This is a genomic window from Klebsiella sp. G-Nf4, assembly GCF_002810615.1.
Taxonomy (GTDB): domain Bacteria; phylum Pseudomonadota; class Gammaproteobacteria; order Enterobacterales; family Enterobacteriaceae; genus Klebsiella; species Klebsiella variicola.
This window is the reverse complement of record NZ_PION01000009.1, coordinates 43,258-66,186: the sequence shown is the minus strand read 5'-3', so window position 1 is coordinate 66,186 and position 22,929 is coordinate 43,258. Positions and strand designations below refer to the sequence as shown.

The window sequence follows — 22,929 nt, the reverse complement described above, 5'->3', positions numbered from 1 at the left end:
AAACGCGCGGTAGTATAAAGGCAAGCCAGGTGCATTGATATAGCCGGACAGTTTTGCCGGATAAGGAGATCGTAAGCATGGCTTTCAGAAACTGGCGGATCGGGATGCATATCCAACAGGATAGCATTGCTATTGTCGCACTACTGTATGAACGCTCACACTGGGCGCTGCGCCGCTGGTGGCGTATTCCGCTGCCGTCAGGCCTGGTACGGCAGGGGATGGTGGTGGACGTCAGCGCCCTTGGCGCACGGCTTGCCGCCTGGCGGCGGGAGCTACCGGTGCAGCATCAGGTCAGTATCGCTTTCCCCGCCGTTCGCACGCTGCAAAAGCGCCTGCCGTATCCCCAGTTCGCCCTGCGGGATCGTGAACAGGCGACGTGGATAGCCAGCGCGATGACCCAGCAGCTGGCGATGCCCGCCGCCTCCTTAAGCATTGATTATACCCCCACCTTGCGGGATGACGGCTGGCAGGTCACGGCGGCGCAGCGGCTGGACATCAATGTCCTGCGGGAGCTGGCAGGACGGCTGCGACTGCGGGTAGCGGCCATCGTGCCGGATGCCAGCGCGCTCGGCGCGTTTGTCCCCTGGCTGAACGCGCAGTCGCAGGGCCTCGCGTGGCGGGATGAAAATCACTGGCTATGGGCAACGCAGGAGGCCTGGGGTTGTGTCACCTGCGATGAGGTGAGGTCGTTAAGCCAGCTGGCGGAGCAACTTCAGATTCCTTTGCGTCTGTGCGCTGACGCTGGCGACGAAGCCAACAGCTTAGATGTCTGGCAGGTCATTCACCGCCGGCAGCCTCCTCTGCCGGCCGATGGCGATCGCTACGCTATCGCCCTTGGGCTGGCGCTGGGGAGTGAACACCATGACGCATGCCGTTAATCTTCTCCCCTGGCGTGACCTGCGGCGGCGCCAGCGCCTGCGCTTCCTCCTGCTGATTGCTACCGGCATTATGCTGCTGGGGTTGATGATCCTGCAGGTATGGCGCACGGTCCGTCTGCAGCATCTCACCCTGACGACACTCCACGCGACGGCCGACGCGCAGCTGCTCGCCTCGCTTAAACAGCGCGAGCTTCCAATGCGCGAGGCGTGGCAGCAGCACCAGCGTCATCGTCAGCAGCAACGGCGTAGAGCGGCGATCGCCGCCTGGCAACCCAGGCTGCTGGCGCTGGCGGCAGATCTGCCCGCGCAGGCGTGGCTGACGCGGCTGGATTACCAGGGCGCAGTTCTGACCGTGAACGGCCTGGCCCTGAATCTGCGGGCGCTGGCCGGACTGGAGCGCGTTCTGACTAACGTGGCGGGATTCGCGCCGGCAAAAGCGGGCGGAACGCAGCGCGACGCCGAGGGGCGCTGGCAGTTCAGCTTTACCCTCACAGGAGAGCGCGCCGATGCGGATTAGCACCCGGCGCAGCCAGACGGTGCTGCTGATCCTGCTCATGATGGGGCTGCTGGGCTTCGGCGTTACGCTCTGGCGCGCTGCCGGACCGCCGCTGGCGGCAGTGTCCCGCGACACCGTCCTGCAGATGCAATGGCGTCGGGTGATGGCATTACGCATACCCGCCGGTGAAATCCCAGTGGAGGGCATCGACAAACAGCCGTTTTCGCCGATAGCCATTCCGCTTGCCGGGGTGAAGCTTATCGCCTGGCGACCCCAGGGGAGCGGGGGCGAGATGGAGCTGACCCTACCCTGGCAGACGCTGCCCGCGCTTTTTTCCTGGTTGGCGCGCTGTGGAATGACCCCGCGATCGTTCTCACTGGAGCATGAGGCGCAGGCACTCCGCCTGCGTTTGCAACTGGAGGCGGAAGATGGGGTGTAAATGCTGGGCATTACTGTGGTTGCCGCTGTCGCTGCTGGCAGCAGAGCGTGACCCTTTCCAGCCGGTTGAGGATCCCTGCCGCACAGCGCAGCTATCGCAATGGCGCTATGGCGGCGCGGCCGGGGATGACGCTGGCTGGATGGGGTTTCTGCAGGACGGGAGCGGCAAGTGGCGACGGGTGCGCATGGATGATCAATTGCCCACGGGCTGGCGGGTGAGCCGGCTGACGGCCGGTGAGCTGGTGATCGCTACGCCTCCTGGGTGTGAACCGTCAGCGTGGCGCTGGCAACGTGAAGGGAAACAATATGATGCGATGGATAAGCCTGCTGCTTCTGCTGCTGCCGCTGGCGGCGGGCGCCGCCCGAAATGAAAAGACAATTTCGCTGGTGGTCGATGACGCGCCGGTGGCCCATGTGCTGCAAGCGCTGGCCGAAATGAACCACAAGAACCTTGTTGTGGCGCCGGACGTTAGCGGTACGCTCTCCCTGCGTCTGCAAAAGGTTCCCTGGACCCAGGCGTTGCGGGCGGTGGCGGATAGCGCAGGCCTCTCTTTGCAACAGCAGGGGACGGTCATCTACGCGCATACCCAGGCCTGGCAAAAGGCAAATCAGGCGCAGCGTGAAGCCGAACAGGAGAAACGCCTGCAGAACCTGCCCCTGCAGGCCGAGAACGTGACCCTGCACTATGCCGATGCCGAGGAGCTGGCTAAAACGGGCGGTAAGTTGCTCAGCGCCAGGGGGCACCTGATGGCGGACAAGCGGACCAACCGGTTGCTGATCCGCGATGATGCCCGGCACCTGCCGGCGTTGAAAGCCTGGGCGCAGGAGATGGATTTGCCCGTCGGGCAGGTTGAGCTGGCTGCCCATATCGTGTCGATGAGCGAAACCAGCCTTCGCGAGCTGGGGGTGAAGTGGCGGCTGGCGGAGGTCGGCGGCACGCCGGGCTCCGGTAAAATGACCACCCTGAGCAGCGATTTGTCGGTGAACGATGCCAGCACCCGCGCGGGTTTTAACATCGGCAAGATCAACGGTCGCTTGCTTGAACTCGAGCTTTCCGCGCTGGAGCGCAAGCAGCAGGTCGATATTATCGCCAGCCCTCGTTTGCTGGCCTCGCATATGCAGCCCGCCAGCATCAAGCAGGGGAGCGAGATCCCCTATCAGGTTTCCAGCGGTGAAAGCGGCGCCACGTCGGTGGAGTTTAAAGAAGCCGTGCTGGGGATGGAGGTGACGCCGACGGTGCTGCAGCAGGGGAGAGTGCGGCTGAAGCTGCGGATCAGCGAAAATACTCCGGGCCAGGTGCTGAAGCAGGATAATGGCGAGGCGCTGGCCATCGATAAACAGGAGATAGAGACTCTGGTGGAAGTTCGCAGCGGCGAGACCTTAGCGTTGGGCGGCATCTTTTCGCAGAAAAACAAAACCGCCCGCGACAGCGTCCCGCTGCTTGGCGATATCCCGGTGCTGGGGCGTCTGTTTCGGCGCGACGGGAAAGATAATGAACGCCGTGAACTGGTTGTCTTTATTACGCCACGGATTCTGGCAGTACGTTAAGCAGGTTTTTCATGCTAAACACGTTTCAGGTGTTTGACGTGAGGACGGATTTAGCATACAAGGGGTACCGATTTGAGAGTCGGGTACGACATCAATCCTCCCTTTATTGTCCGGCGATTTTATTCAGTTGCCAAACCAGCCGGAGTATTGAGATAATTTTTAGTCTGACTCTCGCTCTATTGCATATGAGGTTTCAGTTCATGCCCTGCGGCGCTGGGTGTCTGCGAAGCGGGTTTATCATTAACGAATAGTCTTAGTAGTACCGAAAAAATGGCAGAGAAACGCAATATCTTTCTGGTTGGGCCTATGGGTGCCGGCAAAAGCACTATTGGGCGCCAGTTAGCCCAACAGCTCAACATGGAATTTTACGATTCCGATCAAGAAATTGAGAAACGCACTGGCGCTGATGTGGGCTGGGTCTTCGATGTTGAAGGCGAAGACGGCTTCCGCGACCGTGAAGAAAAAATTATCAATGAGTTGACGGAAAAACAGGGGATTGTGCTGGCGACTGGCGGCGGCTCTGTAAAATCCCGTGAAACGCGTAACCGTCTCTCCGCCCGCGGCGTGGTGGTCTACCTGGAAACGACAATCGAGAAGCAGTTGGCCCGTACGCAGCGCGATAAAAAGCGTCCTTTGCTACAAGTCGATGCGCCGCCTCGTGAAGTGCTGGAAGCGCTGGCTGACGAGCGTAACCCGCTGTATGAAGAGATCGCCGATGTGACTATCCGCACAGACGATCAGAGTGCGAAAGTCGTCGCGAACCAGATTATTCATATGCTGGAAAGCAATTGATTCTGGCTTAATAAAAGTGCGTCAGAGTAAAAGTCACTGAGGTGGACGTCGCGTTATGGAGAGGCTTACTGTTACCCTCGGGGAACGTAGTTACCCGATTACCATCGCGGCTGGTTTGTTTAACGATCCAGCTTCCTTCCTGCCACTCAAGTCGGGCGACCAGGCTATGCTGGTCACCAACGAAACGCTGGCGCCGCTTTATCTGGATACCGTCCGCTCTGTGCTGGAGCAGGCAGGGGTCAACGTTGACAGCGTGATCCTGCCCGATGGCGAGCAGTATAAAAGCCTGGCGGTGATGGATACCGTTTTTACCGCTCTGTTGCAAAAACCGCATGGTCGCGACACCACACTGGTGGCGCTTGGCGGCGGCGTAATTGGTGATTTAACCGGTTTCGCCGCGGCAAGCTATCAGCGCGGCGTGCGTTTTATCCAGGTCCCCACCACTCTGTTATCGCAGGTCGATTCGTCGGTCGGCGGCAAAACCGCAGTGAACCATCCTCTCGGCAAAAACATGATTGGCGCCTTCTGGCAGCCGGTTTCCGTGGTGGTTGATCTTAACTGTCTGAAGACCCTGCCGACGCGCGAGCTCGCTTCCGGACTGGCTGAAGTTATCAAGTACGGGGTGATCCTCGACGGCGAATTCTTCAGCTGGCTGGAAAACAACATTGATGCGCTGCTGGCGCTGGATGAAAAAGCGATGGCGTACTGTATTCGCCGTTGCTGTGAGCTGAAAGCGGAAGTTGTCGCTGCCGACGAGCGTGAAACTGGGTTACGTGCTTTACTCAATCTTGGACATACCTTCGGCCATGCTATCGAGGCGGAAATGGGCTACGGTAACTGGCTGCACGGCGAAGCGGTGGCGGCAGGTATGGTGATGGCGGCGCATACGTCCGAACGGCTGGGGCAGTTCCGCACGCAGGATACTCAGCGCATTATCGCTCTGCTCAAGCGTGCAGGCTTACCGGTACGCGGCCCGCAGGAGATGAGTGCGCAGGCGTATTTGCCCCATATGATGCGCGATAAAAAAGTACTGGCGGGCGACATGCGGCTGGTGCTCCCGCTCGCAATAGGAAGCAGCGAGCTGCGCGGCGGAGTGCCGCACGATGTGGTTCTTGGCGCGATTGCTGATACTCAGCAGGCGCAACAATAAGAAGGTCTGGCCGCGTTCGCGCGGCGTTATCATTTCGGGTGATGTGCAATAATCGTGAGCATAAGCCTTTTAGTGGGGTGTTAAATGGATGATTTCAAACCAGAAGACGATATGAAAGCCGATCGCAACGATCGTCGTGCTGGTCGTTCCCGTCAGTCTTCCGAGCGTGATGCCGATCCGCAGATCAATTTTGACGACGTCGATCTTGATGCCGATGAAGGCCGTCCGACGCGCGCCGGTAAGGCCCGTCGCGAGCGTGAAGAGGAAGAGTTCGAAGAAGAACTGGATGCGGAAGACGAGGAACTGCTCGAAGAGCAGCCTGTAGAGCGTCGTCCGCGCAAGCGTAAAAAAGCGCCGGCCAAACCTGCTTCCCGTCAGTACATCATGATGGGCGTGGGGATTCTGGTGCTGCTGTTGTTAATCGTGGGTATCGGTTCTGCGCTGAAATCGCCATCCTCGTCCAGCCAGCAGACCGCTTCCGGCGAGAAGAGCATTAATCTGTCTGACGACCAGTCCACCAGCACGCCTACGCCTGCTGCCGGTCAGGATCAGACCGCCGCCGCCAATACCGCCCCACAGCAGGACGTAACGGTTCCGCCTATTGCCGCGAACCCGACGCAGGGCCAGGCCGCGGCAGAACCGCAGGGCCAGCAGCGTGTTGAAGTTCAGGGCGATCTGAACAATGCGCTGACCCAGCAGCAGGGCCAGCTGGACGGCGCTGTGGCTAACTCGACGCTGCCAACTGAACCGGCAACCGTCGCGCCGATCCGTAATGGTGCCAATGGCACTGCGGCTCCGCGCCAGGCGACCGAGCGTCAGACGGCTGCAACGCCGCGTCCGGCTGAGCGTAAGCACACCGTTATCGAAGCGAAGCCACAGACGAAGCCTCAGGCCGTGGCAAAAGCGCCGGTAGAAACGAAGCCGGTTCAGCCGAAGCATGTTGAAAGCGCGGCGACTACCGCCCCGGCGAAAACCACCGTAACCGAAAGCAAACCGGTGGCAACAGCGCAGAGCAAACCGGCAGCAACAGCAACCACCACCACTGCCGCGCCAGCCGCGAAGAGCGGTAAAACAGCAGGTGACGTGAGTTCAATGAAATCTGCGCCGTCGGGTAACTATACCCTGCAGCTCAGCAGCTCCTCTAACTACGACAACCTGAACAACTGGGCGAAGAAAGAGAAGCTGGATCGATATGTTGTCTATGAAACGTCGCGTAACGGCCAACCGTGGTACGTGCTGGTGAGCGGTATCTATGCTTCGAAAGAAGAAGCGAAACGCGCTGTCACCTCACTGCCGGCGGACGTGCAGGCGAAAAATCCATGGGCAAAACCACTGCATCAGGTTCAGGCTGACCTGAAATAATGCCGTGGGGTAGTCTTAAGCGCAGGATGCTGTCGGAGCTTTCTCCACAGCCGGAGAATGTGTAATTAGTTAGGCAGCATGAAAAAGAATCGCGCTTTTCTGAAGTGGGCAGGGGGGAAGTACCCCCTGCTTGACGATATTAAAAAGCATTTGCCGGAAGGCGAGTGCTTAATCGAGCCCTTTGTGGGCGCCGGGTCGGTATTTCTCAATACCGACTTTTCTCGTTATATCCTCGCGGATATCAACAGTGACTTAATTGGCCTGTACAACATCGTTAAATTGCGTACCGACGAATACGTCGCCGCTGCGCGTGAGATGTTTGTCCCGGAAAACAACATCGCTGAGCGCTACTACCAGTATCGTGATGAATTCAACCAAAGCCAGGATCCGCTGCGTCGCGCGGTGCTGTTCCTGTATCTGAATCGCCACGGCTACAACGGCCTGTGTCGCTACAATCTGCGCGGCGAGTTTAATGTGCCGTTTGGCCGCTATAAAAAGCCCTATTTCCCCGAGGCAGAGCTCTATCATTTCGCCGAGAAAGCGCAAAACGCCGAGTTTTACTGCGAATCTTATGAAGAGTGCATGCAACGTGCCGATAGCCGCGCGGTGGTTTATTGCGATCCACCCTATGCGCCGCTGACGGCGACGGCGAACTTTACCGCCTACCACACCAACAGCTTCAATCTGGAACAACAGGTACTGCTGGCGCAAAAGGCGGAATCGCTGATGAAAAAGCGGATCCCGGTGTTGATTTCCAACCACCGCACACCGTTGACGCAGGAATGGTATAAAAACGCGGCAGAAACACATATTGTGAAGGTTCGGCGCAGCATCAGCAGCAACGGTGGTACGCGTAAAAAGGTGGATGAGCTATTAGCGCTCTACCGTCCGCCTAAGACCAAATAAATTTCAAGGAGATGCGGATGAAGCAGTATTTGATTGCCCCTTCGATTCTGTCAGCTGATTTTGCCCGTCTGGGTGAGGATACCGCGAAGGCGCTGGCGGCAGGTGCGGATGTCGTGCACTTCGACGTCATGGACAACCACTACGTGCCGAATCTGACGATTGGCCCGATGGTGCTGAAGTCGCTGCGTAACTACGGTATTACCGCGCCGATCGACGTCCACCTGATGGTGAAGCCGGTCGACCGCATCATTCCTGATTTTGCCGAAGCTGGCGCCAGCATCATCACCTTCCATCCTGAAGCCTCCGAACACGTCGATCGTAGCCTGCAGCTGATTAAAGAGCACGGCTGTAAAGCGGGCCTGGTGTTTAACCCGGCGACGCCGCTGAGTTATCTTGATTATGTGATGGATAAGCTGGACGTGATCCTGCTGATGTCGGTTAACCCGGGTTTTGGCGGCCAGTCTTTTATTCCCCAGACGCTGGATAAACTGCGTGAAGTACGCCAGCGCATCGATGCTTCTGGCTACGATATTCGCCTGGAAGTGGATGGCGGTGTGAAAGCCAGCAATATTGGCGAAATCGCCGCGGCGGGTGCGGATATGTTTGTTGCCGGTTCGGCGATCTTCGGTCAGCCGGACTACAAGAAAGTGATTGATCAAATGCGTAGTGAATTAGCGAAGGTGAGTCATGGATAAATTACAGGCGATCCGCGGCATCGCGTTTGATCTCGACGGCACGCTGGTGGACAGCGCGCCGGGTCTAACCTCGGCGGTTGATAACGCCCTCTACGCCCTGGAGCTGCCGGTGGCGGGAGAAGAACGCGTTGTCACCTGGATCGGCAACGGCGCCGATGTCCTGATGGAGCGGGCGCTGACCTGGGCTCGTCAGGAGCGTGCGACATTACGGGCGGCGATGGGTAAGCCTTCCGTCGACGATCATGATATTCCGCAAGACGAACAGCTGCGCATTTTGCGTAAGCTGTTTGACCGCTATTACGCCGAAACGGCGGAAGAGGGTAGCTTCCTGTTCCCGGCGGTGGCCGATACGCTCGGCGCGCTGCATGCCAAAGGCCTGCCGCTGGCGCTGGTCACCAATAAGCCGACGCCGTTTGTCGCCCCGCTGCTGGACGCGCTCGATATCGCGAAATATTTTACCGTGGTGATTGGCGGCGATGACGTGCAGAACAAAAAGCCGCATCCGGAACCGCTGCTGCTGGTGGCGGAAAAGCTCTCTCTGGCTCCTGCCGAGCTGCTGTTCGTCGGCGATTCGCGCAATGATATTCAGGCGGCCAAAGCGGCAGGCTGCTGCTCTGTCGGCCTGACCTACGGTTATAACTATGGCGAACCGCTTGCGCTGAGCGAGCCGGACTATCTCTTCGACCAGTTTAATGAACTCTTACCCGCTCTCGGGTTACCGCACAGTGAAACTCAGGAATTGAAACATGACTAAGCCCATCGTTTTTAGTGGCGCACAGCCCTCAGGTGAACTGACCATTGGCAACTACATGGGTGCGCTGCGTCAGTGGGTAAACATGCAGGACGATTACCACTGCATCTATTGCATCGTGGACCAGCACGCCATTACCGTGCGTCAGGATCCGCAGCAGCTGCGCAAGGCGACGCTGGATACACTGGCGCTGTATCTGGCCTGCGGTATCGATCCGCAGAAAAGCACCATCTTCGTTCAGTCGCACGTGCCGGAACACGCTCAGTTAGGCTGGGCGCTGAACTGCTACACCTATTTCGGCGAACTGAGCCGCATGACCCAGTTTAAAGATAAGTCCGCGCGCTACGCGGAGAACATCAATGCCGGTCTGTTTGATTACCCGGTACTGATGGCCGCTGACATTCTGCTGTATCAGACCAACCAGGTTCCGGTAGGGGAAGATCAGAAACAGCACCTGGAACTGAGCCGCGATATCGCACAGCGTTTTAACGCCATCTATGGCGATGTCTTTAAAGTGCCTGAGCCGTTTATTCCGAAGTCCGGTGCACGCGTGATGTCGCTACTGGAGCCGACCAGGAAGATGTCCAAGTCCGACGACAACCGCAACAACGTCATCGGCCTGCTGGAAGATCCGAAATCGGTGGTCAAGAAGATCAAACGCGCGGTGACCGACTCCGACGAGCCGCCGGTGGTACGCTACGACCTGAAAGAAAAAGCGGGTGTCTCCAACCTGCTGGATATCCTCTCCGCGGTCACCGGGAAAACCATTCCTGAGCTGGAGCAGCATTTTGAAGGCAAAATGTATGGCCACCTGAAAGGCGAAGTCGCTGAAGCGGTGTCGGGCATGCTGACTGAGCTGCAGGAGCGCTATCACCGTTTCCGTAACGACGAAGCGTTTCTCAACCAGGTAATGAAAGACGGCGCAGAGAAAGCCAGCGCGCGCGCTTCTCAGACCCTGAAAGCGGTATACGAAGCGATTGGTTTTGTCGCCAGGCCGTAAGCGACGCAACAGCTAAAAAGGCGGGATATTATCCCGCCTTTTTTATGTCTGTCGTCCACGTGGGGAGGCGAAGGTTAGTGGTTCGAGAACCAGTTCAGTTTATCCCGCAGGCCAACCACGCGACCGACGATGATCAGCGCCGGGCTGGCCATCTGCTGCGCCAGGATATCCAGTTGCCCTAAGGTGCCGCTGACCACTTTTTGCGACACGGCGGTGCCGTTCTCGACGATGGCGGCGGGCATATCTTCCGCCATGCCGTGAGCGATAAGCTTCTCGCGGATCGCCGGCGCCTGGTTCAGACCCATGTAGAACACCAGGGTTTGCTTCTCCACCGCCAGGTTCGCCCAGTCCAGCTCGCCGCCGGTTTTCAGGTGGCCGGTGACCAGGCGGACGCCCTGGGCGAAATCGCGGTGTGTTAATGGGATCCCCGAGTAGGCGGAGCAGCCGGAGGCGGCGGTGATGCCTGGAACAACGGAGAAGGGGATGCCCGCCTCACAAAGGGTTTCCAGCTCTTCCCCTCCGCGGCCAAAGATAAAGGGATCGCCGCCTTTCAGCCGGACCACGCGTTTTCCTTTTTGCGCTTCACGCAGCAGGATCTGGTTGATCTCCTCCTGCGGGACGCAGTGATAGCCAGAGCGTTTGCCGACGAACACCCGGTCAGCGTCGCGACGCACCAGATTCATGATGTCGTCGGAAACCAGCCGGTCATAAACCACCACGTCGGCCTGCTGGATCTGCTGCAGGCCTTTGAGCGTGAGCAGCCCGGCGTCACCGGGACCGGCGCCAACCAGGACGACCTCGCCGCGATGCTCCAATGGCTCCGTCAGCAGCTGCTCGGTGGTATCCGCCACCGCCTGCCGATCGTCATTGGCCAGCGACTGCGCCAGCCGGTCGTTCACAAACAGCTTCTCCCAGAAGCGGCGACGTTCGCCCACGCTGGCAAACTGCTGCTTAACGCGCGCGCGCAGATGGCCGGCATAGCGGGCCAGCTGGCCGAGATGCAGGGGTAAGACTGACTCCAGCTTCTCGCGCAGCAGGCGCGCCAGTACCGGCGATGTCCCGCCCGAAGAGACGGCGACCATCAGCGGCGAGCGGTCAATGATGGATGGCATAATAAAGCTGGCCTGACGTGGGGCATCCACCACGTTACAGAAGATACGCCGCGCTTCGGCCGCATCGCTGACCTGCTGGTTCACCGTCTCATTATCGGTAGCGGCAATGGCCAGCCAGCAGGTGTCCAGCAGCGAGGGGATAAACTCCCCCTGCACCAGGGTTAGCATCTGTGAATCGGCCCACACCTGAAACTGCGGGGTGAAGTCGAGCGCATTGACCGTGACGTTCGCGCCGGCATCCAGTAGCAGGCGGGCCTTGCGTTCGGCGACATCCCCGCCGCCAACCAGTAAACAATCGCGCTGGCGCAACTGGCAGAATATGGGTAAGTGATCCACAGAATAACCTCATGAAAATAAGGGGTAGAAAATGCGTGGTCGTAGAATAGCAGCAAAGGTAATACAAAACATGCGACTTATCCCGCACTCATGCGTTGTCGGTCAGAAGTGTTGCTTATGTCTCCCCCCGTAGCCGGGGGGAGGAAGAGGACTTACGCTTTAAGCTGCACCTGGCCGTCTTTCACCCGGGCGTCGAAGCGGGCGATGGAGTGGCTGGCATCTTCCATGCACAGGCCGTCGCTCAGGCGGAAGCGCTGCTTTTTCAGCGGGCTGGCAACCCATAGCGCGCCGTCATGTTCGCCGATAATCCCGCGAGACAGCACGCTGGCGTTGAAGAACGGGTCAATGTTGCTGATGGCGAATACCCTGTCGTCCTGGTAGGGACGGAAGATCGCCACCTGCTGCTGGCCGAGCAGCGCGCAGACGCCGGTGGCCGGCAGGATGTCGTTGATGCTGCAGATGTTTACCCACTGGCTCATGCTTTTTCCTCCACCAGAGTAACCGGGATACGCTCATACGGCGTGGCCGGGCGGTGCTGGTCACGTTCCGGCACCACCTGAACGTTCGGGTCGCGCTGGTCGCTGTTGATAAAGTGTTTGAAGCGGGTCTGCGCCGCCGGGTTGTTGACGGTTTCGGTCCACTCGCAGGCGAAGGCGGCGCGCAGGCGAGCCAGCTCCTCTTCCAGATGGTCGTTCAGGCCCAGCTTGTCATCGATGATGACGCTGCGCAGATAGTCGATGCCGCCTTCCATGTTGTCCAGCCACGGTGCGGTGCGGGTCAGCTTATCGGCGGTGCGGATGTAGAACATCATAAAGCGGTCGAGATACTTAATCAGCGTCTCGCGGTCGAGGTCCGCGGCCAGCAGATCGGCGTGGCGCGGCTTCATCCCGCCATTACCGCACACGTACAGGTTCCAGCCTTTCTCGGTGGCGATGATCCCGACGTCTTTGCCCTGGGCCTCCGCACATTCGCGGGTGCAGCCGGAGACGCCGAACTTCATTTTGTGCGGGGTGCGGATGCCTTTGTAGCGGTTTTCCAGTTCCACGCCGAAGCCGACGCTGTCGCCGACCCCGTAGCGGCACCAGGTGCTACCGACGCAGGTTTTCGCCATCCGCAGCGCTTTGGCGTAGGCGTGGCCGGTTTCGAAGCCCGCTTCAATCAGCTGACGCCAGATCTCCGGCAGGTCGTCTTTCTGCGCGCCAAACAGGCCGATGCGCTGGGAGCCGGTGATTTTGGTGTACAGATTGAATTCACGCGCGATGCGGCCCACGGCGACCAGCCCTTCCGGCGTGATTTCGCCGCCAGCGGAGCGCGGGATCACCGAGTAGGTGCCATCTTTCTGAATGTTGGCAAGGAAGTTGTCGTTGGTGTCCTGCAGCGGCGTGTGCTGCGGTTTGAGGATGTACTCATTCCAGCAGGAGGCCAGCAGAGAGCCGACGGTCGGCTTACAGATCTCGCAGCCATAACCCTGACCGTGTTTTTCCAGCAGTTCGTCGAAGGTTTTAATGCCTTCCACGCGGATCAGATGGAACAGCTCCTGGCGGGAGTAAGCGAAGTGTTCGCACAGGTTATTGTTCACTTCGATGCCCTGTTTCGCCAGCTCGGCGTTGAGCACCTGCGTCACCAACGGAATACAGCCCCCGCAGCCGGTACCGGCTTTGGTTTCCGCTTTCAGCGCCGCTACGGTGTGGCAGCCTTTGTTGATGGCGGCGATCAGGTCGCCTTTGCTGACGTCAAAGCAGGAACAAATCTGCGCGCTGTCCGGCAGTTTATCGACGCCGATCGACGGCTTGCCGCTGCCGGCGTGGGCCGGGAGGATCAGCGAATCCGGATTTTCCGGCAACTCAATAGCGTTGAGCACCAGCTGCAGCAGGTTGCCGTAATCGCTGGTGTCGCCGACCAGTACCGCGCCGAGCAGGGTCTTGTTGTCTTCGCTGACGATAAGACGTTTGTAGACTTCTTTGCTTTCGTCGAGATAAACGTAGCTGCGGGCGCCCGGCGTACGGCCGTGGGCATCGCCGATCCCGCCCACGTCCACACCCAGCAGCTTCAGCTTGGCGCTCAGGTCGGCGCCGGTGAAGCTGTTTTCACTGCCGAGGAGATGGTCGACGGTCACCTGGGCCATTTTGTAGCCCGGAGCGACCAGACCATACACGCGGTTGTTCCAGCTAGCGCATTCCCCGATCGCGTAGATGTCCGGGTCGGAAGTCTGGCAACTATCGTTGACCATGATGCCGCCGCGCTGGGCGACTGCCAGCCCGCACTGGGTGGCCAGCTTATCGCGCGGGCGGATCCCGGTTGAGAAGACGATGAAATCGACCTGCAGCTCGCTACCGTCGGCGAAGTGCATGGTTTTACGCGCCTCAGTGCCCTGCTGGACGATCTCTTTGGTATTTTTACTGGTGTGAACTTTCACGCCCATGCTTTCAATTTTGCGCCGCAGCTGCTCGCCGCCCATCTGGTCGAGCTGCTCGGCCATCAGCATCGGCGCGAACTCGATCACGTGGGTTTCCACGCCGAGGTTTTTCAGCGCGCCTGCGGCTTCCAGGCCAAGGAGGCCGCCGCCGACCACCGCGCCGCGTTTGCTGCGACGGGCGCAGGATTCAATCGCGTTAAGATCTTCAATGGTGCGATAAACGAAGCAATCCTGAGTTTCCGCGCCTTTAATCGGCGGGATCCAGGGGTATGAGCCGGTCGCCATAATCAGCTTGTCGTAGAACACGGTGCGCCCGGCGCTGGAGTGGATCACCTTCTCCTGGCGGTTAATGGTGATCGCCCGTTCGCCGACCAGCACCTTGACGCCGTGTTTCTCATAGAAACCTTCGCGCACCAGCGACAGCTCTTCTGCGGTATGGTGGGAGAAATAAGACGACAGGTGGACACGGTCGTAGGCGATACGCGGTTCTTCACAGAACACGGTAATGTCGAACTGTCCGGCAGGCGCCTTATCGAGAAGCTCTTCGATAAAGCGATGGCCAACCATGCCGTTACCGATGATAGCGATTCTGACTTTGCTCATTTTTGCCTCGATTTCTTTTCTATTACCGCCTACCTTAACGATTCAGCCATCAGGCTTATTGATGCAAATCAATGACAACTTCACCTACCACTTAATGGGTATATGATTGATTTGTCAGTATTTTTATAAGTTATGGAAAACGCTGGCTTTTCCTTTTTGCTGATTTTGTGTACAAGAATTGGATGAGCCGCGATTGGGGTTGGGCAGAAAACTAGCCATATTGAATGGAGAAGGTGATATGACAGCAGCGCCGCTTTGGTTAATTCAGAACGTACGCCTGGCAGACCGCGACGGCCTGTGGCAGATAGCGATTGATAAGGGCCGCTTTGGCGAGATCACGCCGATGGGCGAGGCGAGCGACGAAAGCTACGAAGTGTTGAACGCTCGTGGTGGGCTGGCGATCCCGCCTTTTATTGAGCCGCATATCCACCTGGATACCACCCAGACGGCCGGCGAGCCGCACTGGAACCAGTCCGGCACCCTGTTCGAGGGGATTGAGCGCTGGGCGGAGCGAAAAGCGCTGCTCAGCCATGAGGACGTCAAAGCCCGGGCGTGGAAAACCCTGAAGTGGCAGATCGCCAATGGCGTGCAGTTTGTCCGCACTCATGTCGACGTCTCCGATCCCACGTTAACAGCGCTGAAGGCGATGCTGGAGGTCAAACGGGAGGTAGCGCCATGGGTCGAGTTGCAGATTGTCGCTTTTCCGCAGGAAGGGATCCTCTCTTACCCCAACGGCGAGGCGCTGCTGGAGGAGGCCCTCAAGCTGGGAGCGGACGTCGTTGGGGCCATCCCGCATTTTGAGTTCACCCGTGAATATGGTGTGGAGTCGCTGCATATCGCCTTCCGGCTGGCGCAGAAATATGACCGCCCGCTGGATATTCACTGCGATGAAATTGACGATGAACAGTCGCGCTTTGTCGAAACCGTTGCCGCGCTGGCGTTAAAGGCGGGGATAGGGGCGCGGGTGACGGCCAGCCATACCACCGCCATGCACTCCTATAATGGCGCTTATACCTCGCGCCTGTTTCGCCTGCTTAAGCTCTCTGGTATCAACTTTGTCGCCAATCCGCTGGTGAATATTCATCTGCAGGGCCGGTTTGATGACTACCCGAAGCGACGGGGGATTACCCGAGTGAAGGAACTCATGGCGGCGGGGATCAACGTGTGCTTTGGTCATGATGACGTCTTTGACCCATGGTACCCGCTGGGGACCGGCAATATGCTGCAGGTCCTGCATATGGGGCTGCACGTCTGCCAACTGATGGGCTACCAGCAGATCAACGACGGCCTGAAGCTTATCACCGACAACAGCGCCCGCACGTTTGGCCTGGAGGATTACGGCATTGTCAGCGGCAACCCGGCTAACCTGATCATTCTCCCGGCGGAGAATGGCTTTGAGGCCGTCCGCTGCCAGGTGCCTGTGCGCTGGTCAATTCGCCAGGGAAGGGTGATCGCGACCACCCAGCTGGCGCAAACCTGGATCCAGACCGACCGCGGTGGCGAGGAGCTCTCTTTTATGAGGAACAGCCCCCTTGCGGACGCAAAGGGGCCGAAGGCTTAGTGAGACGCCGCCTGAGCGTTGTTCTGGCGGTGACGGGAGACGAAGCCGAGGATAAAGCACATCACGAACACCACGGCGTAGAGGCCGTTAGCGGTGTGCAGCGCTGCCAGTGGACCGCTGGCAGCCACAATCGGGCCGGTGACGACGAAAGTGAGCATGGTGCCGATGGTGCCGCAGGTGAGGATAAAGTTCACCAGCTTCGGCGAAGCGACCCGCGTCTGTTGCGAGCCGAGCGTAATGATCGAGGTGTAGATGGCGCTGGAGAAGAAGCCCAGAGTCAGAATAAACCACGGCATGTGCTCTGGCGAACCATTGATAAACAGGTACATCAGCACCGTCGCGAGCCCGGCGAGGACGGTTAAGATACGCTGCAGGTCGAAGAAGCGCAGGATGAAGCTGAATGACCACATGCCGATCATGTAGGACATCCAGAAATCGCTCACCAGTTTACCGGCGTCCCCGAGGCTCATGCCCAGGCTTTTCGCATATTCCGGTACCCAGGAGATAAAGCCCAACTGACCGAGAATGTAGCACAGCGCCGCAACGGAGAGGAACAGCACGCCGATGCCCCACTTCTCTTTCACTACCGGCTGGCTGTTTTCGCTCTGCGCTTTTTTGCCCAGCACCGGGAAATCACAGCCAAAAGTCAGGACGAAAATGGCGACATACACCAGACCGATACTGGCGTAAACCCAGTACCACTCGATGCTGCGCGCCAGCAGGACGGCGGCGACCATCGGGAAAATCATTCCCGCCATACTAAAGAAGGAGTCGGTAAACAGCAGACGCGCCCCGCGCTGACGGCCTTCATACATATGGGTGATCAGGAAGGTCCCGATCGACATGGTGATCCCGCTCACCAGGCCGAGAACAAACATCGATGCGGAGAATAGCGCCAGGCTGTGGCTGAGCATCAGGCCGGCCACCGCCAGCACCATCAAAATAAAGCCAAAGCGCAGCTGAGTTTTCAGCGGCACGATTTCCATCAGCCAGGCATTGAGGAAGATGGAGATCAGAATACCGGTGTTCAGAAAGGTAAAGGTGTTGCTCATACTGGAAACGGGCAGATGGAAATAATCCGCAATGTTACCCATCACCATCCCGGTGACGATCACCAACGCGCCGGTCAGGGCGTAGGAGAAGAAGCTGATCCATGTGAGCTTAATACGGTTGCTGTTAGTCATGACTGGCCTGTGAATAGAAAGGTAAAGCGCGTTGACGCTGCGCCGGGCGGACAGATTTTATTCGTTCAGGTGATGTAATCAAATGTTTATTGTGAAAGTGGTTATCTTTTGCATAGTTTAATGTGACTTTCATCACACTTTATCCGTCGCACAGGATAACGTTTGCGCGGTTACAATTATTACAGCTAAGTAAAATTTGGTAAAAGGCTGGCCCAGGATGCAAAGGCTCTTTAGAATCAAGGCACTCGCTTTTATTCTGCTCCGTTAAGGAATTTCCATGCTCAAATCAACACTGGCGGCGATGGCTGCCGTTTTCGCCATTTCAGCTTTCTCCCCGGCCATGGCGGCAAAGGGCGATCCGCATGTGCTGCTGACCACCTCGGCAGGTAATATTGAGCTTGAGTTAAACAGCCAGAAAGCCCCGATTTCCGTGGATAACTTCCTGAAGTACGTCAACAGTGGCTTCTACAACAACACCACCTTCCACCGCGTGATCCCGGGATTCATGGTGCAGGGCGGCGGCTTTAACGAGCAGATGCAGCAGAAACAGCCTAACCCGCCGATCAAGAATGAAGCAGACAACGGCCTGCGCAACACCCGCGGGACCATCGCGATGGCGCGTACCGCCGATCAGGATAGCGCCACCAGCCAGTTCTTCATCAATGTGGCGGATAACGCCTTCCTTGACCATGGTCAGCGCGACTTTGGCTATGCGGTGTTTGGCAAGGTAGTGAAAGGTATGGACGTTGCGGATAAGATCTCCCAGGTCCAGACCCATAACGTCGGCCCGTACCAGAATGTGCCGACCAAACCAGTCGTTATCCTCTCTGCGAAAGTGCTGCCCTAATCCTTCCACGGCGCGGTGTGCTATCGCCGCGTCCGGTCGCCTCCCGGCATAACCTGAAATTGCTGCTTATACTTGTGGCACATAGGGGACGATAAGGGGGGCGACGATGCGTCCACTCACCGAAAAGCAAAAATCCCGACTCTGGGAACAGACACGCAATACCAATTTTCAGGCCAGTCGTCGCCTTGAAGGTGTGACGGTGCCGCTGGTTACGCTGACTGCCGAGGAGGCGCTGGCGCGTCTGGCGACGCTGCGGAGGGAGTATGAGCGATAAATTTGGTGATGAACGCGATCCTTACCTCTACCCGACGCTGAACGTCCTGCGCAACCGCCTCGGCATCCGTCAGTCTAAAAATCTGCAACAGGCCGCCTTTGAGATGACGGCGCTGCGGGCGGCAACCTTGCCGCTGGGCCCGCGCGTGCGCGGCTTACCCTATCTGTGCGCGATTCATCATCAGCTGTACCAGGACCTGTTTGACTGGGCGGGGCGGTTGCGCGAAGTGAACCTCTACCTGGGCGATACGCCGTTCTGCCATTTTGCCCGGATCGAGGAGGAGGGGAACGCCCTGATGCAGGCCCTTGAGCAGGAGGATTACCTTAGCGGCCTGCCGCGCGATACCTTTATCGAACGCCTGAGCTGGTTCTATGGTGAAATTAATGTGCTGCACCCTTTTCGTCTTGGCAATGGCCTGACCCAGCGCATTTTCTTTGAACAGCTGGCGATACATGCCGGCTACCTTCTTGACTGGCGTGACGTCGACCCTGCCGGCTGGAACGCGGCCTGCCAGCAGAGCGCGATGGGCGATCCGGCTCCGCTGGTGGCGATCTTTCGCAAAGTGGTAAGCGAAGCGCGGGAATCTGAGTAGAATAGCCCGGTTTTGATTGTTCCGGAGCCACTATGATCCTGCTTATCGATAACTATGACTCTTTCACCTGGAATCTGTATCAGTACTTCTGTGAATTGGGTGCGGAAGTACTGGTCAGGCGCAACGATGCGTTGACGCTGGAGGAGATAGCGGCGCTGGCGCCGGAGAAGATCGTGATCTCGCCTGGCCCCTGTACGCCGAATGAGGCGGGGATTTCCCTCGCGATTATCCGCCACTATGCGGGGAAAACGCCGCTACTGGGCGTCTGTCTCGGGCACCAGGCGATAGCCCAGGCGTTTGGCGCGACCATCGTACGGGCGGCACAGGTGATGCATGGTAAAACCTCGCTTATCGAGCATAACGGCGAAGGGGTGTTTCAGGGGCTGAATAATCCTCTGACGGTGACCCGTTATCACTCGCTGGTTATTGACCCGCCGACGCTCCCGCCCGAGTTTATCGTCACCGCCCGCAGCGCCAGCGCTGAGATTATGGGGATCCGCCACCGCGACTGGGATCTTGAGGGCGTGCAGTTTCATCCGGAAAGCATCCTCAGCGAGCAGGGCCATCAATTGCTGGAAAACTTTCTGAAGCGGTGATTTTCAGTTGCCATTGACTGATTTTTTATGCATATTTTGTGATTATATTTTCATGATTACATCTGCATAACGAAGAGGGATGGGCAAGACATGGCAACTGAACAACCGGCAATCACCCGCGCCACATTCGATGAAGTTATTTTGCCGATTTATGCACCAGCAGAATTCATCCCCGTGAAAGGGAAAGGCAGCCGCGTCTGGGATCAGCAGGGCAAAGAGTATGTCGATTTCGCTGGCGGCATTGCGGTGACGGCGCTCGGTCATTGCCACCCGGCGCTGGTGGCGGCGCTCCACGAGCAGGGCGAAACGCTGTGGCACACCAGCAACGTCTTTACCAATGAGCCAGCGCTGCGTCTGGGACGTAAACTTGTCGATGCCACCTTCGCCGAGCGCGTGGTGTTTATGAACTCCGGGACTGAAGCCAATGAAACGGCCTTCAAGCTGGCGCGTCACTATGCGGTGACCCGCCATAGTCCGTATAAAACCAAAATCATTGCCTTCCATAATGCCTTCCATGGCCGCTCCCTGTTTACCGTTTCCGTCGGCGGGCAACCGAAGTACTCCGATGGTTTCGGCCCGAAACCGGCGGATATTGTCCATGTTCCCTTCAACGACCTGCAGGCGGTAAAAGCGGTGATGGATGACCACACCTGCGCGGTGGTGGTGGAGCCGATTCAGGGCGAAGGCGGCGTGACGGCAGCGACGCCGGCCTTCCTGCAGGGGCTGCGTGAGCTGTGCGATCAGCACCAGGCGCTGTTAGTCTTTGATGAAGTGCAGTGCGGCATGGGGCGTACCGGATCGCTGTTCGCCTATATGCACTACGGTGTGACTCCGGATATTCTGACCAGCGCCAAGGCGCTAGGCGGCGGCTTCCCGGTCAGCGCCATGCTGACCACCCATGAGATCGCCAGCGCCTTCCATGCGGGATCCCACGGTTCAACCTACGGCGGCAACCCACTGGCCTGCGCGGTCGCCAACGCCGCCTTCGACCTGATCAATACCCCGGCGGTGCTGGATGGCGTGAGCGCGAAGCGCGAACTGTTCGTCAAACACTTGCAGCAGCTGGATGCTGAATTTGATCTGTTCAGTGATATTCGCGGGATGGGCCTGCTGATTGGCGCCGAACTCAAGCCGCAGCACAAGGGCCGCGCGCGCGATTTCCTCTATGCCGCTGCGGAAGCCGGCGTCATGGTGCTCAACGCCGGGCCGGACGTGATGCGTTTTGTTCCCTCGCTGATCATCGACGAGCAGGATATTGCCGAGGGGATGGCGCGCTTTGCCCAGGCAGTGGCAAAGGTGATTAACGGCTGATTTTCCGCAGCCAGATGCCATGATGCGGCCGCTGACGCCATGCCACTGACGAAATGGTATGCATGGTGTTCAGATGGCCCAGAATGCGTTGCAGGTGTTGCTCCAGGGTGCTTAACGGACCGTTCGGCACCTCTGTTTCCGGCGACTCCAGAATATTGGCATCCCCTGCGCTGCCGGGACCATCGCTGTCCAGCCGCTGCTGGCAGCGCTGCAGGGCAATCTCACAGGATTCGAGATAGCGCTGGGCAAGATCCGGGGTCAGCATCGTGTGCTCCCGGGCGAGGGTGGTCATAGCGTTGATGTGTTCGACGATAAACTGGCTGTGCGTCACCCACAGCTTCATATCTTCCAGATAGTGGGTATTAAACCCGGGCTCCTGCATCGCCTGATTCAGGGAGTTGTAGAGCGCGTTATGCGCCTGGTTGACGCGCATGCGTTGATAGGCCAGCGCGGGGGCTTTCGGGTCGGCGCTGAGGATTAGGCGAATCGCCTGCTGGTCGGCCTCCAGCGCATCGTGGGCATTTTTTTTCAGCAGGCCGCTCTGCCACTGCGGCCAGAGCCAGACCATCCCGCCGAAGGCGATCAGGCAGCCGATAAGCGTGTCGATAAGCCGGGCGACAATAAACTGTTCGCCGTTGAGCGTCAGCAACTGCAGGGTATACACCGCCGTCACCGTAAAACCCACCATCGCCCAGCCATAGTGTTTGCGAATGATCAGATAGCTGAGCAGGGTAATCAGCAGCATTCCACTCAGGGTATAGCTCTCCGGAACGTGAAAGTGCAAGGTTAGCCCGGCGATGACCAGGCCGGCGAGCGTTCCCGCCGCCCGGTGAACAATTCGCACCCGCGTGGCGCCGTAGCCGTTTTGCGTGACGAAGAGCACCGTCATCAGGATCCAGTAGGGCTTCGGCAAATGCAGGGCGTTGCCCATCAGGCTGGCGACGCTCAGCATCACGCTGATGCGGGCGGCATTGCGCAGTGCGGGTGATTTCAGCGACAGATAATTCTTTAGCGCGGGAAACAGCGGTAAACGACGCTCTTTGTCGGCCATCAGATCCCGGGCATACAGGGGGCGCTGGGTATGCAGCACCCGGGCGATACGGCTAAAGTGCCAGGCGCAGAACTGACCGACCGGGTTGTCCGGATGCTGGCGGGCGATCTTTTCCAGAGCCTCAATCTGTTTATCCATCTGAAAGCGCTGCGGAAAGCGATGATAGAGAATATCATCCGCCAGCACGCGCAGGCGGGCAGCGACGGTTTGCGCATTCCAGCGGATCACCGCTTCGGCATGGCTGCGTTCCACCAGCTTTTGCACCTCTTCTGGCTGATGCAGGCTAACCGAAATATGTTCCTGTAGATCCAGCCCAACCTGGAACGCCCGCAGCAGACGCTTGTGATCGTTGCGTTGGTTGGCGGCCAGCATATGCATCTGCTGATAGCACTGGGTAATCAGGTCGACTACCTTCTGCTGGCGGGTGAGCAGCGGCGGCAGGGCGGTCGACGGATCGGTATGCTGGGTCAACAGACTGTATTTGGCTTCACAATAGTCAGCCAGTTCCCGGTAAAGCAGGCTGAGCGACTCCCGCAGCGGCTGTTCGCGCCACAGCCAGAACCAGAGCCAGTTAAACACGCCGTACCACAGCGTACCGAAAGCGTAGATCAGCAGTGGTTCCCAGATGGGCATATTGCCCGCCAGGCTCAGGGTAAAGATAGCGGCGATCAGCGACGCGGGCAGCAGGCGAGCGTGCAGCGAACTGATCTCCGCGGTGACGCCGAGCAATAGCGCCAGACCGCTGAGAATAAGCGGCAAAGGAATGGCCTGGGCGAGCAGTAACTGCACGACCAGACTGCATCCGGCAAACAAACAGCCGCCGATAATCAGGCGTTTGAAAAAGCGCTTATGCGGGGTATCAAGACCGGCAATGTTGCAGCAGGCGGGCACTAAGGAAAACAACAGCCCCTGCTGGAGATGGCCGAGCAGAAGACCGATGGCCACAGGCAGACACAGCACCAGCGTTTGCCGCAGTGCATAGTTGACTTCCGGGTGGTAAATCAGCCTGCGCCACATGAGGGAAAAACAA

Annotated in this window: 23 protein-coding genes; 18 read left to right on the top strand and 5 right to left on the bottom strand. The window is 58.4% G+C overall.

Features of this window, described 5'->3' with window-relative positions:
* Positions 1-77: 77 nt before the first annotated feature.
* The 12 genes from CWM57_RS18580 to trpS all read left to right on the top strand — a co-directional run bounded on the left by CWM57_RS18580 (position 78) and on the right by trpS (position 10,016).
* A complete protein-coding gene (locus CWM57_RS18580; RefSeq protein WP_100676290.1) occupies positions 78-878 on the top strand; it encodes a pilus assembly protein in 801 nt (266 codons plus the stop codon).
* Positions 862-1,395, top strand: a complete 534-nt coding sequence (locus tag CWM57_RS18575) for a PilN domain-containing protein (protein WP_061153109.1) — start codon at positions 862-864, stop codon at positions 1,393-1,395. The genes CWM57_RS18580 and CWM57_RS18575 overlap by 17 nt, the downstream gene beginning before the upstream one ends.
* Entirely contained in the window at positions 1,385-1,813 is a 429-nt protein-coding gene (locus CWM57_RS18570) for a pilus assembly protein PilO (RefSeq protein ID WP_074387062.1), read from the top strand. The genes CWM57_RS18575 and CWM57_RS18570 overlap by 11 nt, the downstream gene beginning before the upstream one ends.
* Positions 1,803-2,183 carry a HofP DNA utilization family protein gene (locus CWM57_RS18565; protein WP_074387063.1) on the top strand — a complete coding sequence of 127 codons (381 nt, stop codon included), beginning with the start codon at positions 1,803-1,805 and terminating at the stop codon, positions 2,181-2,183. Before CWM57_RS18570 ends, CWM57_RS18565 begins: the two co-directional genes overlap by 11 nt.
* Positions 2,119-3,360: a DNA uptake porin HofQ gene (gene hofQ / locus CWM57_RS18560; RefSeq protein ID WP_074387064.1), complete on the top strand. Its 1,242-nt coding sequence runs from the start codon at positions 2,119-2,121 to the stop codon at positions 3,358-3,360. Before CWM57_RS18565 ends, hofQ begins: the two co-directional genes overlap by 65 nt.
* 270 nt (positions 3,361-3,630) lie before the next feature.
* Entirely contained in the window at positions 3,631-4,152 is a 522-nt protein-coding gene (gene aroK, locus CWM57_RS18550) for a shikimate kinase AroK (protein WP_004106441.1), read from the top strand.
* A 55-nt stretch (positions 4,153-4,207) separates the two neighbouring features.
* Positions 4,208-5,302 carry a 3-dehydroquinate synthase gene (gene aroB / locus CWM57_RS18545; RefSeq protein WP_061153111.1) on the top strand — a complete coding sequence of 365 codons (1,095 nt, stop codon included), beginning with the start codon at positions 4,208-4,210 and terminating at the stop codon, positions 5,300-5,302.
* 84 nt (positions 5,303-5,386) lie between these two features.
* Entirely contained in the window at positions 5,387-6,664 is a 1,278-nt protein-coding gene (gene damX, locus CWM57_RS18540; protein ID WP_100676289.1) for a cell division protein DamX, read from the top strand.
* A 78-nt stretch (positions 6,665-6,742) separates the two neighbouring features.
* Complete coding sequence (dam, locus tag CWM57_RS18535; RefSeq protein ID WP_074387066.1) at positions 6,743-7,570, top strand: adenine-specific DNA-methyltransferase; 828 nt, start codon at positions 6,743-6,745, stop codon at positions 7,568-7,570.
* Positions 7,571-7,587: 17 nt separating this feature from the next.
* Positions 7,588-8,265 carry a ribulose-phosphate 3-epimerase gene (gene rpe / locus CWM57_RS18530; protein WP_004202179.1) on the top strand — a complete coding sequence of 226 codons (678 nt, stop codon included), beginning with the start codon at positions 7,588-7,590 and terminating at the stop codon, positions 8,263-8,265.
* Positions 8,258-9,019 carry a phosphoglycolate phosphatase gene (gene gph / locus CWM57_RS18525; RefSeq protein WP_012540418.1) on the top strand — a complete coding sequence of 254 codons (762 nt, stop codon included), beginning with the start codon at positions 8,258-8,260 and terminating at the stop codon, positions 9,017-9,019. Before rpe ends, gph begins: the two co-directional genes overlap by 8 nt.
* Entirely contained in the window at positions 9,012-10,016 is a 1,005-nt protein-coding gene (gene trpS / locus CWM57_RS18520) for a tryptophan--tRNA ligase (RefSeq protein ID WP_008807022.1), read from the top strand. The genes gph and trpS overlap by 8 nt, the downstream gene beginning before the upstream one ends.
* A gap of 74 nt (positions 10,017-10,090) precedes the next feature.
* On the opposite strand, the gene cysG is transcribed toward trpS, so the two are convergent.
* The 3 genes from cysG to nirB all read right to left on the bottom strand — a co-directional run bounded on the left by cysG (position 10,091) and on the right by nirB (position 14,483).
* On the bottom strand, positions 10,091-11,464 hold the full coding sequence (cysG, locus tag CWM57_RS18515; RefSeq protein WP_012967144.1) for a siroheme synthase CysG: 1,374 nt from the start codon (positions 11,462-11,464) through the stop codon (positions 10,091-10,093).
* Positions 11,465-11,616: 152 nt separating this feature from the next.
* Entirely contained in the window at positions 11,617-11,943 is a 327-nt protein-coding gene (nirD, locus tag CWM57_RS18510) for a nitrite reductase small subunit NirD (RefSeq protein WP_100676288.1), read from the bottom strand.
* Complete coding sequence (gene nirB, locus CWM57_RS18505) at positions 11,940-14,483, bottom strand: nitrite reductase large subunit NirB (RefSeq protein ID WP_074387069.1); 2,544 nt, start codon at positions 14,481-14,483, stop codon at positions 11,940-11,942. The genes nirD and nirB overlap by 4 nt, the downstream gene beginning before the upstream one ends.
* 238 nt (positions 14,484-14,721) lie before the next feature.
* Here nirB and CWM57_RS18500 point away from each other — a divergent pair, with 238 nt between their 5' ends.
* Positions 14,722-16,044, top strand: coding sequence for a cytosine deaminase (locus CWM57_RS18500; protein ID WP_061153117.1), 1,323 nt, complete (start codon positions 14,722-14,724; stop codon positions 16,042-16,044).
* On the opposite strand, the gene tsgA is transcribed toward CWM57_RS18500, so the two are convergent.
* Positions 16,041-17,228, bottom strand: a complete 1,188-nt coding sequence (gene tsgA, locus CWM57_RS18495; protein WP_100676287.1) for an MFS transporter TsgA — start codon at positions 17,226-17,228, stop codon at positions 16,041-16,043. The two genes, CWM57_RS18500 and tsgA, sit on opposite strands and share 4 nt — an antisense overlap.
* A gap of 277 nt (positions 17,229-17,505) precedes the next feature.
* On the opposite strand from tsgA, the gene ppiA reads away from it, so the two are divergent.
* The 5 genes from ppiA (at position 17,506) to argD (ending at position 20,848) form a co-directional block, all read left to right on the top strand.
* Positions 17,506-18,075 carry a peptidylprolyl isomerase A gene (gene ppiA, locus CWM57_RS18490; RefSeq protein ID WP_002920238.1) on the top strand — a complete coding sequence of 190 codons (570 nt, stop codon included), beginning with the start codon at positions 17,506-17,508 and terminating at the stop codon, positions 18,073-18,075.
* A 106-nt stretch (positions 18,076-18,181) separates the two neighbouring features.
* On the top strand, positions 18,182-18,349 hold the full coding sequence (locus CWM57_RS18485) for a YhfG family protein (protein ID WP_012540423.1): 168 nt from the start codon (positions 18,182-18,184) through the stop codon (positions 18,347-18,349).
* The gene (locus tag CWM57_RS18480; protein WP_074387070.1) at positions 18,339-18,941 is read left to right on the top strand and encodes a putative adenosine monophosphate-protein transferase Fic; all 603 of its coding nucleotides are present in this window, start codon (positions 18,339-18,341) and stop codon (positions 18,939-18,941) included. Before CWM57_RS18485 ends, CWM57_RS18480 begins: the two co-directional genes overlap by 11 nt.
* 32 nt (positions 18,942-18,973) lie before the next feature.
* Positions 18,974-19,537: an aminodeoxychorismate synthase component 2 gene (gene pabA, locus CWM57_RS18475; RefSeq protein ID WP_074387071.1), complete on the top strand. Its 564-nt coding sequence runs from the start codon at positions 18,974-18,976 to the stop codon at positions 19,535-19,537.
* 90 nt (positions 19,538-19,627) lie between these two features.
* Positions 19,628-20,848 (top strand): bifunctional acetylornithine/succinyldiaminopimelate transaminase, encoded by a 1,221-nt coding sequence (gene argD, locus CWM57_RS18470; RefSeq protein WP_074387072.1) that lies wholly within the window; start codon positions 19,628-19,630, stop codon positions 20,846-20,848.
* Here the strand turns inward: argD and CWM57_RS18465 are convergent.
* Positions 20,838-22,916: a YccS/YhfK family putative transporter gene (locus CWM57_RS18465; protein WP_012540426.1), complete on the bottom strand. Its 2,079-nt coding sequence runs from the start codon at positions 22,914-22,916 to the stop codon at positions 20,838-20,840. The genes argD and CWM57_RS18465 overlap by 11 nt on opposite strands.
* Positions 22,917-22,929 lie beyond the last annotated feature (13 nt).